The following is a 15,932-nucleotide window of genomic DNA, read 5'->3' on the forward strand; positions in this document are numbered from 1 at the left end:
GATGTACCCGAACGTCATGGCCGGCCCGATCGTCGATCCCGCACCGGCGTAGCTGTGTCCCATCACGGCCGAACTGACGTTGCCCGCCGCGTACAGGCCCGGGATCACCGAGCCGTCCGGCCGCAGCACGCGCGCACGCGCGTCCGTCACCAGGCCGCCCTTCGTCCCGAGGTCGCCCGGCACGATCTTGAACGCGTAGTACGGCGCCACCCACAGCGGCGCGAGGCACGAGTTCGGGAACACGGCCGGGTCCGTGTAGTAGTGGTCGTAGGCGCTGTCGCCGCGCTTGAAGTCCGCGTCCCTGCCGGTGAACGCCTGGTTGTTGAAGCGGCTCACGGTGTTCTTCAGGGCGGCGCCGGGGACGCCGATGGCCGACGCCAGGCCGTCGAGCGACCAATTCTTCACCACGGCACCGGACTGGTACCAGCCGTCGGGCAGCGGCAGGGTCGGGGCGATGTCGGCGAACAGGTACCTGTTGCGGTAGTTCTGGTCGACGATCAGCCACGCCGGGATGCACGGGTCGGTGGGATTCTTGTCGTACATGACGTGCACGACGTCGCTGTACGGCGCGGCCTCGTTGACGAACCGCTTACCCGCCGCGTTGATCATCAGGCCGCCGGGAAGCGTGCGTTCGGCGAGGCAGAAGTAGGGCGAGCCGGGCGTCGGGATCGCCGGACCCCACCAGGCGTCGTCCATCAGGTCCAACGCGGCGCCGGCGCGCTGGCCCGCGCGGTGGCCGTCGCCGGTGTTCTCCTTGGCGCCGACCGTCCACTGCGTACCGATCGGCTGGCGCTGGTACTGGGCGCGCATGGCCGCGTTGTGCTCGAAGCCTCCGGAACCCATGATCACGCCACGCCGTGCGCGCACGAGTCCGCGTGAGGTCACCACTCCCTTGACGGCGCCGTTCTCCACGAGCAGGTCTTCCAGCCCGGTGTTGAGCCACACCGGCACGTTCGCCTGCATCAGGCCCGCGCGCAGGCCACCGGCCAGCGCCTGGCCCATCGTCAACGGTTTCTGGCCCGCCAGCGCCGCTGCCGTGCCCCGCGCCAGCGCTGCTGCCGCCGTGGCCGCGCCCTTCGCGTTGACCAGGGCCAGCGCCAGCCACTTGTAGTCGGCGCCGTAGATGACCATGCCCGCGGGCGTGGCGAGGTACGGCGGGTTCAGGTTGGCGAGCTCGGCGCCGAGGACGCGGCCGTCGAGCATCTCCGGTTCGATCGACCGGCCCTTCGCGATGCCACCGGGGTACTCCGGGTAGTAGTCGCTGTAGCCGTCCATGTGCCGGAAGCGCAGCGGGCTGTTGCGCATGACGAACGAGATCATCTGCGGCCCGTGGGCCAGGTACGCCTGCTGTCGCGCCACGGGGATGTCGCCGACGACGGCCGCGAGGTACTGCCGGGCCTTCTCCGGGGTGTCGGGCACGCCGGCCGCGAGGATGATCTCGTTGTTGGGGATCCAGATGCCCGCGCCGGATCTGGCGGCCGAACCACCGAAGGTCGGCGCCTTCTCCAGCACCACGCAGCTCAGGCCGCGCTTGGCCGCGGTGAGGGCGGCGGTCATGCCGGCCGCGCCCGAACCGACCACCACGACGTCGAACTCGCCGAGGGGGTCCGCGGAGGCGGCGGAGGTCTTGACGAATCCAGAGGCCAGCGCGAGACCGGCTCCGGCGAGCACCTGACGGCGGTTCAGGTTCATCTTGTCGCTCCCGACATCGTCTTCCGGTGGTCCCAGCTGGCCGTCCTCGTCGGACGGAAGATCACGGCGACGCGCCTGGCCATCGCCTTCCGCAAGGCCTCACGCGCGGTCTCGTCGTCACCGACCTCACCGAAGTTGCGCGCCACCACGGCGTCCACGACCCGGCCGAGGTCCGGGGTGAACTCCGCGACGCCCTCCATGTGCACGCCGCGCAGCTGGTCGTAGGTCTCCCCCGCCTCGGCGAGCACGCTGCACCGCGGGTCGCGCCGCAGGTTGACGATCTTCTGCGACTTGCGGTCGGTGCAGAACACGATGTCGCCGTCCAGCACGGCGAACCACATCGGGGCGAGGTGCGGGAGGCCGTTGCGGCCGATCGTGGCGACGATCAACGTCTTCTGCTCACCCAGGAACGCCTCGACCTCGGCGTCCGTCATCCTGATGAGGTCACGCACGGTCGCGCAGCTTTCGCTTGTACAGCTTGCCGTTCGGATCCCGGGGCAGCTCGGCCAGGTACTCGATCGTGCGCGGCAGCTTGAACTTCGCGAGCCGGGTGCGCGCGAACTCGAGCAACTCCTCGGTCAGCGCGTCGTCCGGGACGACCCCGTCCGCGGGCTGCACGACCGCCTTGATCTCCTCGCCCCAGTCCGCGTGCGGCACGCCGAACACGGCCACGTCCGCCACCTTGGGGTGGCACACGAGCTCCCCCTCGATCTCCGCCGGGTAGACGTTCACGCCACCGGTGATGATCATGTCGTTCTTGCGGTCGCACAGGAACAGGTAGCCGTCCTCGTCCAGGTAACCGATGTCCTGCAACGTGAACAGCTTGCCCACGCGGGCGGCACGCGTCTTCTCCGCGTCCTTGTGGTACTCGAAGGTCGCGTCGCCCATCCGCATGTAGACCAGGCCGCGTTCGCCCACTGGCAGTTCGCTGCCGTCCTCGCCGAGGATCTTGATCTCCGACGTGGGCCACGGCAGGCCGACCGAGCCCGGTTTCCGCAGCCACTCCTGGGCGCTGATCGCGGTGCCGCCGCCCTCGGTGGCCGCGTAGTACTCGATCACGACCGGCCCCCACCAGTCGAGCATGCGGCGCTTCACTTCGAGCGGGCAGGGCGCGGCACCGTGGATCATCGCCCGCAACGACGACAGGTCGTACTTGGACTTCACGTCGTCGGGCAGCGCGAGCAACCGGTGGAACTGGGTCGGCACCATGTGGCTGTGGGTGACCCGGTACCGCTCGATCAGCCGCAGCATCTCCTCTGGCGACCAGTGGTCCATCAGCACGGCGGTGTGGCCGAGCTGGATGGAGATGACGACGAAGTTGAGCACGGCGGTGTGGTAGAGCGGCGACCCGCACAGGTGCACGTGCCCGTCGTGCGGCTTGATGCCGAAGATCCCGAAGAACCACGGCGCCGACGGCGGGACGACGTCCGGATCGTTGCCGGTCAACGGCCTGCGCACGCCCTTGGGCCGGCCCGTCGTGCCGGACGTGTAGAGCATCGGCGAGCCCGCGGTGCGCACGTCCGGCCGCCCCTCCGCGCCCGCGCCGAGTTCGCGCAGCGGCAGGAATCCGGGGACGTCGCCGACGGAGTACTTCGCGTTGGCGGGCAGGCTGGCCGCGGCTTCGGTCGCGGCGGCGACGAACCGTTCGTGCCCCACGAAGGCCTTCGCGCCACTGTCCTGCACGAGGTACGCGACCTCGGCGCCGGTCAGGTGCCAGTTCGCCATGACGACGTAGAGGCCGGTCTGGTAGGCGGCGAAGTACACCGCCACCAGTTCGGCGCTGTTCGGCAGCATCAGCACGATGCTGTCGCCGGGTTCCAGCCCCAAGGCCTGGAACCCGCGCCCGTAGCGGTCGGCGTCCGCCGCCAGCTCTCGGTAGGTGATCTCGCGACCGCTCGGATCGACCAGCGCGGTCAGGTCCGGCTGGTCGGCAGCGATGTTCCAGAGTCCAGTGACCACACCCTCAAATTAGAACGCGTTTCACCTACTGGCAAGCCTCCGCGACGCACCTGATCGAGGCAACGTCGCGGCAGCCGACGAGCAGCATCGTGACGCCGGCCTCCTCCCACCGCTTCACCTCGTCGCGCACGTGTTCCGCACTGCCGACGATGGTGATCTCCGAGACCAGCTCGTCCGGAACCACCTGTGCCGCCTCGTCTTTGCGCCCGGAGAGGTACAGCCTGCCGATGTCCTGCACGACCTCGCCGTATCCCATGCGGGTGAACACCTCGGCGTGGAAGTTCATGCCTGGCGCACCCATTCCGCCGATGTACAAAGCGACGAACGGCTTGAGCATGGCCCTGACGGCGACCGGATCGTCCGTCACGACGACCTGACAGGTGGCCGCGACCTCGAAGTTCTCCCTGCTGCGACCCGACTTCGCGAACCCCTCGGCCAGCCACTCGTCGTACATGCCGGCGAGCCTGGGCGCGTAGTAGATCGCGAGCCAGCCGTCCGCGATCTCCGAGGTCAGCGCCACGTTCTTCGGCCCCTCGGCGCCGAGCCAGATCGGCAGGTCGGCGCGCAACGGGTGCGTGATGGGCTTGAGCGGCTTGCCCAGACCGAGCGCGCCGGGGCCCTGGTACGGCAACGGGTAGTGCGGACCGTCGTTGGTGACCGGCGCCTCCCGCGCCATCACCTGGCGCAGGATCGACACGTACTCCCTGGTCCTGGCAAGGGGTTTCGCGAACGGGCGGCCGTACCAGCCCTCCACGACCTGCGGCCCGGACACGCCGAGCCCGAGCACGAACCGTCCACCCGAGAGGTGGTCCAGTGTCAGGGCGTGCATCGCGCAGGCGGCCGGCGTGCGCGCCGACATCTGCACCACGGAGGTGCCGAGCCGCACCCGTTGCGTCCCGGATCCCCACCACGCCAACGGAGTGAACGCATCGGAGCCCCACGCCTCGGCCGCGAACACCGCGTCGAAGCCAGATTCTTCCGCCGCCGCCACGAGTTCGGCGGCGTTCGAGGGCGGACCGGCGCCCCAGTAACCGAGCTGCAGACCGAGCTTCATGCAGCCATCTTGCCACCATTTCGAGAACCTGTTTCACTTTGATCTGTGACCAAGCCGCTGAGTGCTCCACTTGACGTCGGCTTCGACTACACGCGCTCGACCGGCCCCACGCTGGGCCGGTTCCTGTCGGATCTGCGCCGCCGGAAGGTGACCGGGATCCGCGGTTCCGACGGCCGCGTGCACGTGCCGCCGCTCGAGTACGACCCGGTGACCGCCGAGCGGTTGTCGGAGTTCGTGGACGTGGCGTCGACCGGTGTCGTGCGCGGGTGGTCGTGGATCCCCGAGCCGTTGGAGGCACAGCCGCTCGACCGGCCGTTCGCGTGGGCGCTGATCCAGCTCGACGGCGCGGACACCTCTCTGCTGCACGCCGTCGACGCCGGCTCTGCTGACCGGATGTCGACCGGTGCGCGCGTGCGGGCCCGGTGGCGTTCGGAACGCGTCGGCGCCATCACGGACATCGAGTGCTTCGAGCTCACCGACTCGGCTGAGGCGTCTGCAAGTACCACCAACTCGGTGTTGGTGGTACTTGCAGACGCCGAAGAGGTCACGATGGTGACCACGCCGGTGCACCTGCACTACACGCATTCGGCGTCCCCGACCGAGGACCCGTTCCTGCGCGGCCTCATGGACGGGCGGCTCATCGCCCAGCGCTGCCCGGCGTGCGAGAAGGTCTACTTCCCGCCACGACCGGCCTGCCCCACCGACGGCGTGCCGACGACGGACCAGATCGAGCTGTCGGACCGCGGCACGATCACGACGTTCTGCGTGGTCAACGTGCCGTTCCTCGGCCAGCGCATCCCACCGCCGTACGTCTCGGCCTACGTGCTGCTCGACGGCGCGGACATCCCGTTCCTGCACCTGCTGCTCGGCGTCGCACCCGAGGACGTGCGGATGGGCATGCGGGTGGAGGCGGTGTGGAAGCCGCGCGAGGAGTGGGGCCCGACGATGCAGAACATCGACCACTTCAGGCCTTCCGGCGAGCCGGACGCGCCCTTCGACTCCTACTCCCAGCACCTGTGAGGCTCGCATGCGTGACGTCGCGGTAGTGGGGTTCGCGCAGACGCCCTGCGTGCGCGAGACCGACGGCACCACCAACGGTGTCGAGATGCTGGTGCCGATCTTCCACGAGGTGCTCGGTTCGCTGGGACTGACGAAGTCCGACATCGGGTTCTGGTGCTCGGGCTCCTCGGACTACCTGGCGGGGCGGGCGTTCTCGTTCGTGTCGGCGGTCGACGCCATCGGCGCGTTCCCGCCGATCATGGAGTCGCACGTCGAGATGGACGCGGCGTGGGCGCTGTACGAGGCGTGGGTGAAGCTGCTGTGCGGCGAGGTCGACACCGCACTGGTCTACGGCTTCGGCAAGTCGTCGGCGGGGCAGCTGCGGCGGGTCATGGCGATGCAGCTCGACCCGTACGTCGTCACGCCGTTGTGGCCGGACTCGCTCGGCCTGGCGGGCATCCAGGCCCGGATGGGGATCGAGGCCGGGCTCTGGGACGAACGTGCGATGGCCTCGGTGGCCGCGCAGAGCCGTGCTGCCGCTCTCTCGAACCCGTTGGCACAGCTGTCCGGATCGTTCGAGGTGGACGATCTGCTGGCCGCCGAGTACGTCGTGGATCCGTTGCGGCGCCACGACTGCGCGCCGATCACCGACGGCGCCGCGACGATCGTGCTCGCCGCGGGTGATCGCGCACGGGAGCTGTGCGAGCGTCCGGCGTGGATCACCGGGTTCGAGCACCGCGTGGACTCGCCGTCGTTCGGCACGCGCGACCTGACGACGTCTCCCTCCGCGGTGGCCGCGGGCAAGGCGGCCGGAGCCGACGGGGTCGAGGTGGCGGAGCTGCACGCGCCGTTCACGCACCAGGAGATCCTGCTGCGCCAGGCGCTCGGACTCGGTGACGACGTTGTCGTGAACCCGTCCGGCGGAGTGCTGGCGGGCAACCCCATGTTCGCTGCCGGACTGGCCCGCATCGGTGAAGCCGCACGCCGGGTGCACAACGGAACGGCGTCGAAGGTGCTGGGACACGCCACGAGCGGACCGCTGCTGCAACAGAACCTCGTTTGCGTGATGGAAGGGCGGGCATAGATGCGACCGGCAGCTGTGGTCGGCACCGGCCAGACGCACCACGCCGCGAAACGCCTCGACGTGTCGATGGCGGGCCTGTGCCGCGAGGCGATCGACCGCGCGATGGCCGACGCCGGCGTGGACTGGCCGGACATCGACGCCGTGGTGCTCGGCAAGGCGCCCGACCTGTTCGAAGGCGTGATGATGCCCGAGCTCTTCCTCGCGGACGCGCTGGGAGCGGTCGGCAAACCGTTGCTGCGCGTGCACACCGCGGGCTCGGTCGGCGGCAGCACCGGCAACGTGGCGGCCTCGCTCGTCCAGTCCGGCGTGCACGACCGCGTGCTGGCGGTGGCGTTCGAGAAGCAGTCCGAGTCCAACGCGATGTGGGCGCTGTCCGTGCCGACTCCGTTCACCATGCCGGTGCACGCGGGCGCCGGTGGCTACTTCGCACCGCACGTGCGCGCGTACATCCGCCGTGCGGGCGCGCCGGAGCACGTGGGTGCGATGGTCGCCGCCAAGGACCGGCGCAACGGCGCGCTGAACCCGTACGCGCACCTGAAGCAGCCCGACATCACGGTCGAGTCGGTGCGCGCGTCGACGATGTTGTGGGACCCGATCCGTTACGACGAGACCTGTCCTTCCTCGGACGGCGCGTGTGCGGTGGTGATCTCCGCCGCGGAGACCTCCGGCCGTGCCGCGTGGATCCGGGCGACCGCGATGCGCACCGAGCCGACGACGTTCGCCGGACGCGACCAGGTCAACCCGCAGGCCGGACGTGACGCCGCCCGTGCGTTGTGGAAGCAGGCGGGGATCACCGACCCGCTGTCCGAAGTGGACGCCGCCGAGATCTACGTGCCGTTCTCGTGGTTCGAGCCGATGTGGCTCGAGAACCTCGGTTTCACCGACGCCGGGCAGGGCTGGAAGCTCACCGAGGCCGGCGAGACCGAGATCGGCGGACGGCTGCCGGTGAACCCGAGCGGCGGCGTGCTCTCGTCGAACCCGATCGGCGCCTCCGGGCTGTTGCGGTTCGCCGAGGCCGCCATGCAGGTCATGGGCACCGCCGGGGAACACCAGGTCGACGGCGTGCGGACCGCTCTGGGTCACGCGTACGGCGGCGGTTCGCAGTTCTTCGCCATGTGGGTCGTCGGATCGGAGAAACCGTGAAGTTCACCGTTGGCATCGCCATGAGCCCACTCGACCAGCTGACCGAGCTGGCGAAGTGCGCCGAGGAGTGCGGTTACGCCTCGATCGCCCTGCCGGACTCGCTCTTCTTCTCCGAGAAGGTGTCCGCCGACTACCCGTACACGCCCGACGGCTCCCGCATGTGGAACGCGGACACCCCATGGGTCGACCCGTTCGTCGCCGCCGCCGCGATGGGCGCCGTGACGTCCCGGATCCACTTCTACACGCAGGTGCTCAAACTGGGCTCCCGCAACCCGTTGCTGCTGGCGCGGCAGGTCGGTTCGGTCGCGCACATGACCGGCAACCGCTTCGGTCTCGGCGTCGGGCTCGGCTGGTCGCCGGAGGAGTTCGAGTGGTGCGGCGCGCCGTTCCGCAACCGCGGCCCGCGGGTCGACGAGATGATCGACGTGCTGAAGCTCGTGCTGGGCGGCGGAATGGTCGAGTACCACGGCGAGTACTTCGACTTCGACCGCCTGCAGATGTCGCCTGCTCCTTCCGCGCCCGTGCCGTTCTACGTCGGCGGCCACTCCCCCGCGGCGTTGAAGCGGGCCGCCCGCGTCGGTGACGGGTGGACGTCCGCGATGATCAAGTTCGCGGACCTGAAGTCGGTGATCGCGCAGCTGGAGGACCTGGGGGCGTTCGAGCGGCCGTTCGAGATCCAGGCGGTGTGCGTCGACAGGTTCGGGCTCGACGGCTACCGGCAGCTCGACGAGATCGGCGTGACGGACGTGATCGTGGTGCCCTGGTTGTTCTACGGCGTCGGGTTCGACGGCAGCCTGGAGGCCAAGAAGGACGGACTTCGGCGCTTCGCCGACGAGGTGATCGGAGAGTTCGCATGACCGCGGTGACCTGGAAGGCTTCGAAGACCGAGACCCCGGCCCGCGTGGCGTCGTGGCGCTCGATGGACGCGGTGACGCGGGGCGCGAAGGACGAGTGGCTGGCGCTGTTCGCCGAGGACGCCGTCGTCGAGGACCCGGTGGGCCCGTCGATGTTCGACGCGGAAGGCAAGGGACACCACGGCAAGGAGGCGATCGGCGCCTTCTGGGACCTCGCGATCGCGAACGTCGAACGGTTCGAGTTCGCGATGCACGACTCGTTCGCGGCCGGGTCGGAGTGCGCGAACGTCGGGACCATTTCCGCGTTCCTGCCGGGCGGGATGCGCGTGGACACCGAGGGCGTGTTCGTCTATCGCGTCGGCGAGGACGGGCTCATCCGGTCCGTGCGGGCGTTCTGGGAAACCGAACGCGCGATGGCCACCCTTCGTCAGGACGGCTGAAAGGGACTGGCACGACCCCCCAGACGTGCCAGTCCCCCGCTCGACGGTCGTCAGTCGTTGTCGAGCAGACCTTCCGCCGAGACGCTGCAACCTCGCAGCTCCAGCTGGTAGTAGCCGTACAGGCCGGGCACCCTCCCGGCGGTGAGGCCGCTGACGCCGACCGTGCCGGAGCGCACCACTGCCCTCGTGTTCACGTCGCGCACGCGGAACGGGCAGCGGGACGGGCGGCCGACGTTGTTGATCCAGTAGTCGATCCAGTGCCCGGACGGGTGGGCACCGACCACGGCGGTGGTGCAGTCGCCGCTCCACCCGACGAGGCAGCGAGAGCTGGCGGTGATCTGGATCGGGTCGGCAGCCGCTGAGGCCGGGACGGCCGTACTGGCTGTGGCAGCGGTCAGTGCGACGGCCAGGCCGGCCTTCTTGAGCGTTGAGAACATGTGGATCCCCCTCCGATGTGATCCGGTGCGTCCCCTCGACTGTGTGCCGCCGTCTCCGTGAATCTTCAGCGATTCTCAACAATCCGCTGCTCAGTGCTGATATGACCGATCGCACACGCGGAGCTGGTCATGGAACTTGTTCTTCTGGGTGGAATAGCAGCGCTCGCCGGCGACACCGCACTCGATCTGGGGCCGGCGCGGCAGCGGTGCGTGCTGGCTGCGCTCGCGGTGGACGCGGGCCGTGTGGTGTCGGTGGACCGGTTGATGCAGCGGGTGTGGGGCGACGAGCCGCCGCTGCGGGCCAGGGCGACGTTGCTGAACTACCTGTCCCGCCTGCGGTTGCTGCTCGATGGAGCCGTGGTCCGAAGACCTGGGGGCTACACGCTGGAAGTCGAGCGCTCCGACATCGATCTGCTGCGGTTCCGCGAGCTGTGCGTGCGGGCTCGCGCTGCCGACGACCGGCAGGCGGAAGCGCTGCTGAGGCAGGCGTTGGACCTGTGGCAGGGAGAAGCCCTGACCGGCGTCGAGAGCGAGTGGGCGGCAGCCGAACGCAACCGGCTGCACCAGCAGCTCCTCGACGCCGAGTGCGACCTGACCGAGGTTCAGCTGCGCCTCGGCCACGGCGAGGATCTCGTGGCCGCACTGACCGCCCGCAGCGGGCAGTGGCCGTTGGACGAACGCGTGGCAGCCCACTTCATGCTCGCCCTGCACCGGGCAGGCCGCACGGCTGACGCGCTGGCCCACTTCCGGCAACTGCGCGAGCGGCTGGTCGACGAGCTGGGCACGGATCCCGGTGCTGCACTGCAGGAGGTGCACCAACGAATCCTGGACAACGACCCTGCGCACACCCGGTCCTCGCCGGAAACGCCCGCACCCAGGCAGTTGCCGGGACGGCCGCGGTGGTTCACCGGCCGGGGCACCGAACTGGCTCGTCTGGACGAAGCGCTGGCGGACGGGAGCACCGTGGTGATCTCCGCGATCGGCGGTGCGGGTGGGATCGGCAAGACGTGGCTGGCACTCCACTGGGCACACCAGCACGCCGGACGGTTCCCCGACGGGCAGCTGTTCATCGACCTGCGCGGCTTCAACCCCACCGAACAACCCGTCGCTCCCGAGACGGCGTTGTTCGGCTTCCTCACCGCGCTGGGTGTGGCTCCGAACCGCGTACCGCCCGATCTCGACGCCAGGTCCGCGCTGTACCGCAGCCTGATCGCCGACCGGCGGCTGCTCGTGGTGCTCGACAACGCCGCCACCGCCGACCAGGTGGCGCCGCTGCTGCCCGGCGGCCCGGGCTGCACCGTGCTCGTCACCGGCCGCAGCGTGCTCGCTTCGCTGATCGACCGGCACGGCGCCCGCCACCTCCGGCTGGACGCCTTGGCCCGCACCGAGGCGCGGGCGCTGCTCGCCGCACGTCTGGGCACACGCCGCGTCGCCGCTGAAAGCGATGCCGTCGACGAGCTGATCGACCTGTGCGGCGGCTACCCGTTGGCGCTGGCGATCACCGCTCGCCACGCCGCCGACCACACTCTCGCCGAGGTGGCTGCCGAGCTTCGGGACCTGGGCCTGGAGATGCTCGACCACAGCACGGATCCCGGCGCCAGCCTGTCCGCCGTGCTGTCCTGGTCCCTGCGCCGGCTCACCGGTGAACACCGCACGGTGTTCGGACTGCTGGGCATCACGCCCGGTCCCGACACGACCCTGCCGGCCGTGGCCGCCCTCACCGGTCTGCCCTCAGCCCGCGCCCGCAAGGCGTTGTCGGCGTTGGAGGAGGCATCTCTGGTCGAGCGGCGGGACGACCGCTACGCGATGCACGACCTGATCCGCGCCTACGCCGCTACCACCGCTCACGATCTGCCCGACGACGTGCGGCAGGCGGCTCTTGTCCGGGTGATGGACTTCTACCTGCACACCGCCCAGACCGCCGACCGCCTCCTGGACCCCCACCGCCGGCTCCTGCCACCCGATCCGCCCGCGGACAGCGTCCGTCCACACCCGCTGCCCGACGCCGCAGCCGCGCTGGACTGGTTGCAGGCCGAGCACGCCACCCTCCTGGCCACCCAGCGCGCAGCCCTCGTACTCGGCCGCCACCACGTCGTCTGGTACCTGGCCTGGGCACTGGACAACTTCCACCAACGGCGGGGTCACCGGCTCGATGCGCTCGCCGCGTGGCAAGCCGCCCTGGACGCCGCCGCACACCTGCCCGACCCCGCCACCCGCAGTCGCGCGCACCGGAACCTCGGCAACGCCTGGTCCCAGCTGAATCTGCACGAGGAAGCCACCAGGCACCTGAACCAGGCCCTGGCCCAGGCCGTGCGCCACCACGACCTCGTCGAACAGGCACACACCCACCGAGCACTTGCGGCCGCCTGGGGACGTCGGGGCGACGACCAGCGGGCAATGGACCACGCCCGGCACGCCCTCGACCTCCACCGCACGCTCGACCAGCCGGTGCTGGAAGCCGAGGCGCTCAACGCGGTGGGCTGGTTCGCCGCGCGCACGGGTGACGCCGACACGGCCCGCGACCACTGCCACGCGGCCCTCGCCCTGCACCGGCAGCACCACAATCCCGCTGGTGAGGCCAACACCCTGGACAGCCTCGGGTTCATCGAGCACCTCACCGGCGATCACCACCAGGCCGTGAACCACTACCACCAGGCCCTCACCCTGCGCCGCGCCCTCGGCTACGCCTACCGGGTCGCGGACACGCTCGACAGCATGGGCCGTCCCCATCTGGCCCTCGGACAGCACGAGCGGGCCCGCGAGGTGTGGGAGGAGGCCTTGGAGCTGTACCGGGAACAGGGGCGCGACGAGGACGCCGCTCGGGTGCGGCGCCGGCTCGACGCCCTGCCGCCTACCCGTACTTGACCTGGAACTCCTTGATCCCGTTCAGCCACCCCGACCGCAGCCGCCGCGGTTCCGCCACCTGCCGGATGTTCGGCATGGCGTCGGCGATCGCGTTGAAGATCAGGTCGATCTCCAACCGGGCGAGGTTCGCGCCGATGCAGAAGTGCGCGCCGCTGCCGCCGAATCCGAGGTGCGGGTTGGGGTCGCGGGTGATGTCGAACTGCTCGGGCCGGTCGAAGACCTCCTCGTCGAAGTTCGCGGACGAGTAGAACAGCCCGACCCGCTGCCCTTCCTTGATCTCGACGCCGCTCAGCACGGTGTCCTGCATGGCGGTGCGCTGGAAGACGACCACGGGCGTGGCGAACCGGACGATCTCGTCGGCGGCCGTGGCGGGGCGTTCCGCCTTGAAGAGTTCCCACTGGTCGGGGTGGTCGAAGAACGCCTTCATGCCGTGCGTGATGGCGTTGCGCGTGGTCTCGTTGCCGGCGACGGCGAGCAGGAGCACGAAGAAGCCGAACTCCTCCGACGCGAGGCCTGCGCCGTCCACATCGGCCTCGACGAGTTTGGTGACGATGTCGTGGCGCGGGCACTTGCGGCGGTCCTCCGCCATCGTCCACGCGTAGCCGAGCAGTTCGGTGGCCGCGGCCAGCGGTTCGATCTCGAACTCGGGGTCGTCGTAGGCGATCATCTGGTTGGACCAGTCGAAGATCTTGCGGCGGTCCTCCTGCGGGATGCCGATGAGCTCGGCGATCGCCTGCAACGGCAGTTCGCACGCCACGTCCGTCACGAAGTCGCCGGTGCCCTTGGCCAGCGCCTCCGCCACGATGCGTTCCGCCCGGTCGTGCAGGGCGTCCTTCAGCGCGTTGATCGCCCTCGGGGTGAACCCTCGGGAGATGATGCCGCGCTGCTTCGTGTGCGTCGGCGGGTCCATGTTCAGCAGGAGCAACCGCTGCATCTCGATGTTGTCGCGCGGCATGTCGTCGCGGAACCGGATGATCGCGGTGTTCTCCCGGGTCGAGAACACCTCGCTGTTGCGCGAGACCTCCTTGACGTCGTGGTGCCTGGTCACCACCCAGTAACCCTCGTCGGGGAACCCGCCCTGGCCGAACGGTTTGGAGTTCCACCAGATCGGCGCGGTCCGCCGCAGCTCGGCGAGCTCCTCCACGGGCAGGCGACTCGCGTACATGTCGGGGTCGGTGAAGTCGAAGCCTTCCGGGATGCGCGGACTGCCCACAGGGACCTCCTAGATGGAACGCGTTCTATCTGATTCAAACACGCTTGCGCCTTGTGTTGAAGCCCCCAGGCCGCCAATCTGGAGCCGTACAGGAACGTGTTCTAGTTTCTAGGTGGAGGAGGCTCGCGTGGGCAGTCCGGTGATCGTGGGAGCGGTGCGCACGCCCATCGGCAGGCGCAACGGCTGGTTGTCGGGCCTGCACGCCGCCGAGCTCCTCGGTGCGGCACAACGAGGTCTGCTCGACAGGACGGGTGTAGATCCGTCCACTGTCGAACAGGTCATCGGTGGCACGGTGACGCAGGCGGGCGAGCAGTCGAACAACATCACCCGCACGTCGTGGCTGCACGCGGGCCTGCCGCAGACCACCGGCTGCACGACCGTGGACGCGCAGTGCGGCTCGGCCCAGCAGTCCACGCACCTCATCGCCGGACTGATCGCGGCAGGGGCGATCGACGCCGGCATCGCGTGCGGGGTCGAGGCGATGAGCCGGGTGCCGTTGCGGTCGAACATCGGCGAGACCGGCATGCCCCGCCCCGAGTCGTGGACGATCGACCTGCCCAACCAGTTCGTCGCCGCCGAACGGGTCGCGGCACGGCGCGGCATCGGGCGCGAGGAGGTCGACAGGTTCGGCGTCCAGTCGCAGAACCGCGCGCGGGCGGCGTGGGCGGCGGGACGGTTCACCGCCGAGGTCGTGCCGGTGAAGGTCGGCGAGGACCTGGTGGACACCGACCAGGGCCTGCGCGAGACCTCACTGGAGGCGCTGGCGGCATTGAAGCCCGTGGTGCCCGACGGGGTGCACACGGCAGGGACGTCGTCGCAGATCTCCGACGGCGCGTCGGCCGTGATGGTGGTGGACGAGGAGTTCGCGAAGGCGCACGGGTTGCGGCCGCGGGCGCGGATCGTGACGCAGTGCCTGGTCGGATCCGATCCGTACTACCACCTGGACGGACCGGTCGACGCCACCGCGCGGCTGCTGGAGCGCAGCGGCATGAAGATGGCCGACATCGACCTGTTCGAGGTCAACGAGGCCTTCGCGTCCGTCGTGCTGTCGTGGGCGGCGGTGCACCGGCCGAACCTGGACCGGGTCAACGTCAACGGCGGTGCGATCGCGATCGGTCACCCGGTGGGCAGCACCGGCACGCGGCTGATCACCACCGCGCTGCACGAGCTGGAGCGCCGCGACGCGACCACGGCGTTGATCACGATGTGCGCGGGCGGGGCCTTGGCCACCGGCACGATCATCGAACGGATCTGAGGTCTGCCGCCGGGTACGGCGTTCGCCTGCTCTCGTGCTGGAAACGGCGGTAGAAGTCCTTCATCACCGCGGCGGCCTCGTTGTGGCGGTTCAGAACGGCGGCGACCCGCGGCGGAACTCCCTGTGAGCGCAGCGCGTACGCGAACCACATGACCAGGTGCGTCGCGGTGTAGTGGCGGTCGTAGTCCTGGTTCTCGGCGAAGAACGCGATCTCCTCCTCGGACAGGTCGAACTCGGAGGAGATCGCGAGGCCGAAGTCGGCGAAGTACAGCCGTTCGCCGTCGGTCAGGACGTTCTGGAAGTGGCCGTCGAAGTGCAGGAGTCCGCGGGAGTTCATGAACTCCACGCCGGTGCGCAGCTCCCGTTCGACCATCTCACAGGCCGGTTCGAGGTCGTCCTGGCCGTTCAGCCAGTCGTGCAGGTTCTGCGGGAGGTACTCCAGGAACAGCGCGATGCTCGACGTCGACGCGCGCAGTGCCTCGAGCCGGGGACTGATCGCCGGGCCCCAGTAGCCGACCGCCCGGTGCAGTTCCTCGGGAAGTGTCTGCCCGGGGTGGGGCAGCACCCGCCAGTGGTACATCAACGGGAAGCCCTCGTGCTCGCCGGCGAGCACCCAGTTCGTCGTCATGATCTGCGCGGCGAGTTCGCGCCAGGCGCCGAAGCCCGCCGCTCCGACCAGCCCGACGCCGTAGTGCGCGTACATGGGCAGGTCGAACAGGTTCGCCGTGGACCCGACGTTCTCGGGCCTGAGCTCCAGTTCGGTCAACGGCACCCGCTTCACGAACACCGGGATGCCCTCGACCTCCAGCAACGCCGTCGGCCCGCCGATGCCCGCTCCACTCGGCCGGGCACGCTCCACCAGGTCACGGAGTTCGTGGTCGCTGAGCAACGACAGCGCGGCCGAGACGGCGGCGTGGGAGGCCAGACGGGTCACATG

At 69.7% G+C, this 15,932-nt stretch carries 14 protein-coding genes; 7 read left to right on the forward strand and 7 right to left on the reverse strand.

Annotated features, from left to right (window positions below):
- From kstD to ACFOWZ_RS15575, 4 genes are all read right to left on the reverse strand, one after another.
- The coding region (gene kstD, locus ACFOWZ_RS15560; protein ID WP_382372963.1) for a 3-oxosteroid 1-dehydrogenase at positions 1-1,692 on the reverse strand (1,692 nt) is incomplete at its 3' end.
- Positions 1,689-2,144 (reverse strand): pyridoxamine 5'-phosphate oxidase family protein, encoded by a 456-nt coding sequence (locus ACFOWZ_RS15565; RefSeq protein WP_382372965.1) that lies wholly within the window; start codon positions 2,142-2,144, stop codon positions 1,689-1,691. The genes ACFOWZ_RS15565 and kstD, both read right to left, overlap by 4 nt.
- A complete protein-coding gene (locus ACFOWZ_RS15570; protein ID WP_382372967.1) occupies positions 2,137-3,651 on the reverse strand; it encodes an acyl-CoA synthetase in 1,515 nt (504 codons plus the stop codon). Before ACFOWZ_RS15570 ends, ACFOWZ_RS15565 begins: the two co-directional genes overlap by 8 nt.
- Positions 3,652-3,676: 25 nt before the next feature.
- Positions 3,677-4,705, reverse strand: a complete 1,029-nt coding sequence (locus ACFOWZ_RS15575; protein ID WP_382372969.1) for an LLM class F420-dependent oxidoreductase — start codon at positions 4,703-4,705, stop codon at positions 3,677-3,679.
- A 45-nt stretch (positions 4,706-4,750) separates the two neighbouring features.
- Here ACFOWZ_RS15575 and ACFOWZ_RS15580 point away from each other — a divergent pair, with 45 nt between their 5' ends.
- Genes ACFOWZ_RS15580 through ACFOWZ_RS15600 form a run of 5 tightly spaced genes read left to right on the forward strand, consistent with a single transcriptional unit; the run spans position 4,751 to position 9,225 of the window.
- Positions 4,751-5,725, forward strand: a complete 975-nt coding sequence (locus ACFOWZ_RS15580; protein WP_382372971.1) for a Zn-ribbon domain-containing OB-fold protein — start codon at positions 4,751-4,753, stop codon at positions 5,723-5,725.
- Positions 5,726-5,732: 7 nt separating this feature from the next.
- Complete coding sequence (locus ACFOWZ_RS15585; RefSeq protein ID WP_382372973.1) at positions 5,733-6,788, forward strand: thiolase domain-containing protein; 1,056 nt, start codon at positions 5,733-5,735, stop codon at positions 6,786-6,788.
- Positions 6,789-7,931 carry a thiolase domain-containing protein gene (locus ACFOWZ_RS15590; protein ID WP_382372975.1) on the forward strand — a complete coding sequence of 381 codons (1,143 nt, stop codon included), beginning with the start codon at positions 6,789-6,791 and terminating at the stop codon, positions 7,929-7,931.
- Entirely contained in the window at positions 7,928-8,788 is an 861-nt protein-coding gene (locus ACFOWZ_RS15595; protein ID WP_382372977.1) for a TIGR03619 family F420-dependent LLM class oxidoreductase, read from the forward strand. Before ACFOWZ_RS15590 ends, ACFOWZ_RS15595 begins: the two co-directional genes overlap by 4 nt.
- Entirely contained in the window at positions 8,785-9,225 is a 441-nt protein-coding gene (locus ACFOWZ_RS15600; RefSeq protein WP_382372979.1) for a nuclear transport factor 2 family protein, read from the forward strand. The genes ACFOWZ_RS15595 and ACFOWZ_RS15600 overlap by 4 nt, the downstream gene beginning before the upstream one ends.
- Before the next feature lie 50 nt (positions 9,226-9,275).
- Here ACFOWZ_RS15600 and ACFOWZ_RS15605 read toward each other — a convergent pair whose 3' ends face one another.
- Positions 9,276-9,662: a hypothetical protein gene (locus ACFOWZ_RS15605; protein ID WP_382372981.1), complete on the reverse strand. Its 387-nt coding sequence runs from the start codon at positions 9,660-9,662 to the stop codon at positions 9,276-9,278.
- 129 nt (positions 9,663-9,791) lie between these two features.
- Here ACFOWZ_RS15605 and ACFOWZ_RS15610 point away from each other — a divergent pair, with 129 nt between their 5' ends.
- Positions 9,792-12,527: an AfsR/SARP family transcriptional regulator gene (locus ACFOWZ_RS15610; RefSeq protein WP_382372983.1), complete on the forward strand. Its 2,736-nt coding sequence runs from the start codon at positions 9,792-9,794 to the stop codon at positions 12,525-12,527.
- Here the strand turns inward: ACFOWZ_RS15610 and ACFOWZ_RS15615 are convergent.
- A complete protein-coding gene (locus ACFOWZ_RS15615; RefSeq protein ID WP_382372985.1) occupies positions 12,514-13,740 on the reverse strand; it encodes a cytochrome P450 in 1,227 nt (408 codons plus the stop codon). The genes ACFOWZ_RS15610 and ACFOWZ_RS15615 overlap by 14 nt on opposite strands.
- A 127-nt stretch (positions 13,741-13,867) precedes the next feature.
- Here ACFOWZ_RS15615 and ACFOWZ_RS15620 point away from each other — a divergent pair, with 127 nt between their 5' ends.
- The gene (locus tag ACFOWZ_RS15620; RefSeq protein ID WP_382372987.1) at positions 13,868-14,995 is read left to right on the forward strand and encodes a steroid 3-ketoacyl-CoA thiolase; all 1,128 of its coding nucleotides are present in this window, start codon (positions 13,868-13,870) and stop codon (positions 14,993-14,995) included.
- Here ACFOWZ_RS15620 and ACFOWZ_RS15625 read toward each other — a convergent pair.
- On the reverse strand, positions 14,979-15,929 hold the full coding sequence (locus tag ACFOWZ_RS15625; protein ID WP_382372989.1) for a hypothetical protein: 951 nt from the start codon (positions 15,927-15,929) through the stop codon (positions 14,979-14,981). The two genes, ACFOWZ_RS15620 and ACFOWZ_RS15625, sit on opposite strands and share 17 nt — an antisense overlap.
- Positions 15,930-15,932: the final 3 nt, after the last annotated feature.

This window comes from Lentzea rhizosphaerae (genome assembly GCF_042649515.1).
Taxonomy (GTDB): domain Bacteria; phylum Actinomycetota; class Actinomycetes; order Mycobacteriales; family Pseudonocardiaceae; genus Lentzea; species Lentzea aerocolonigenes.

What these genes read in the sequence shown, in the direction of transcription:
- ACFOWZ_RS15585 (WP_382372973.1), top strand. Translation starts at nt 5,733, where the DNA reads ATGCGTGACGTCGCGGTAGTGGGGTTCGCGCAGACGCCCTGCGTGCGC.
- ACFOWZ_RS15575 (WP_382372969.1), bottom strand. Translation starts at nt 4,705, where the DNA reads ATGAAGCTCGGTCTGCAGCTCGGTTACTGGGGCGCCGGTCCGCCCTCG.
- ACFOWZ_RS15605 (WP_382372981.1), bottom strand. Translation starts at nt 9,662, where the DNA reads ATGTTCTCAACGCTCAAGAAGGCCGGCCTGGCCGTCGCACTGACCGCT.
- ACFOWZ_RS15590 (WP_382372975.1), top strand. Translation starts at nt 6,789, where the DNA reads ATGCGACCGGCAGCTGTGGTCGGCACCGGCCAGACGCACCACGCCGCG.
- ACFOWZ_RS15600 (WP_382372979.1), top strand. Translation starts at nt 8,785, where the DNA reads ATGACCGCGGTGACCTGGAAGGCTTCGAAGACCGAGACCCCGGCCCGC.
- ACFOWZ_RS15610 (WP_382372983.1), top strand. Translation starts at nt 9,792, where the DNA reads ATGGAACTTGTTCTTCTGGGTGGAATAGCAGCGCTCGCCGGCGACACC.